Source organism: Mesorhizobium sp. CA12 (genome assembly GCF_020165255.1).
GTDB lineage: Bacteria > Pseudomonadota > Alphaproteobacteria > Rhizobiales > Rhizobiaceae > Mesorhizobium.
The window spans coordinates 1-1,252 of record NZ_JAIUHT010000037.1; the positions used below are offsets into that span (position 1 = coordinate 1).

General features: G+C 62.4%; 1 protein-coding gene and 1 pseudogene. Both read right to left on the reverse strand.

Annotation, left to right across the window (positions count from 1 at the left end):
- Window positions 1-413, reverse strand: a pseudogene (locus tag LB520_RS29075) (carbohydrate ABC transporter permease); the annotation flags it as partial.
- A partial coding sequence (locus LB520_RS29080) for a carbohydrate ABC transporter permease (RefSeq protein WP_224640214.1) occupies window positions 413-1,252 on the reverse strand: 840 nt, incomplete at its 5' end. The pseudogene LB520_RS29075 and the gene LB520_RS29080, both read right to left, overlap by 1 nt.

Consider the following 1,252-nt stretch of genomic DNA (forward strand, 5'->3'; position numbering starts at 1 on the left):
GCGATCAGCAGCCAGTGCTTGTTCAGCGCGCCGATGCGGGTCGCCAGATAATACATCGGAATGACGAAGAGCAGAGCTGGCGCGATGCGCAAGCTGAGGATGAATTTTTCCCGTGCGCGGCGCAGCTCCGCTGGCTGCTGCGCAAGCCCATAAGCTGCGAGCGAACCGACCGCGACGGCGAGCGCGCTGGAGAGGAGCGAGACGATGAAGGAGTTGGCGAAGGCGCTGAGGAAGCCGCGATTGGCGAACACCGTGCGGTAGTTGTCCAGCGTCGGGCTGAACAGCCAGACCGGCGGAATGGCGAAGGCATCGCGGGTCGTCTTGAAGGAGGTGACGACGACCCAGTAGAGCGGGAACAGCACCGCCAAGAGAAGCAGGCCCAACCCGAGATAGAACAGCGCGCGTCTGCCCATCAGCGGTCTCCTGTCTTGGGGAAGAGCACGCTGTACATGGTCAGCAGCGCGACATTGGTGAACACGGTCAGAATGATGGCGATGGCCAAGGCATACGAGATGTCGAAATTGGTGAAGGCCACGATGTAGCCATAATAGTTCAGCGTCTCGGTCGACAGCGCCGGCCCCCCGCGCGTCATGATGTAGAAGAGGTCGAAGGCCTTGATGCTGTCGATCGCCCTGATCAGCGCGACGATGGCAAGCGCGCGGCGCAGCATGGGAAGAAGCACATACCAGGTGACCTGCCATTCGCGCGCGCCGTCGACGCGGGCGGCGTTGAGCGGGTCGGTGGGCGCTGATTCAAGGGCCGCCATCACCAGCAGGATGACGAAAGGTGTCCATTGCCAGATGTCGGCGATCAGCACCGAAAACAGCGCGATCTGTGGGCTGCCCAGCCAGTCGACTTGGGAAATGCCTGCCAGCGATAGAAGATAGTTCGCCATGCCGGTGGCGGGATCGAAGAGGAACCGCCAGGTGAGCCCAACGACCACCGGCGTCATGATGATTGGTACCAAGAGTAGCGTCCTGACCAGCCGCTTCATGACGAAGTCGCGATCGAGGAAGAGCACGGCGGCAAGGCCGAGCGCGATCTCGATCACTGTCGCCAGCACCGTGAAGAGCACCGTGCGCCAGAGCGCGGCCATGGCGCGCGGGTCGCCGAGGAAGCGGATATAGTTGTCGAGGCCGACGAATTTTTCGCGGCCCGCCCGCATCAGCGAGAGATCGTGCAGCGATATCCAGATGACGAACAGCGTCAGCGCGACCGAGGCCACCGTCAGGCAGACGATGATCGGCTGGAA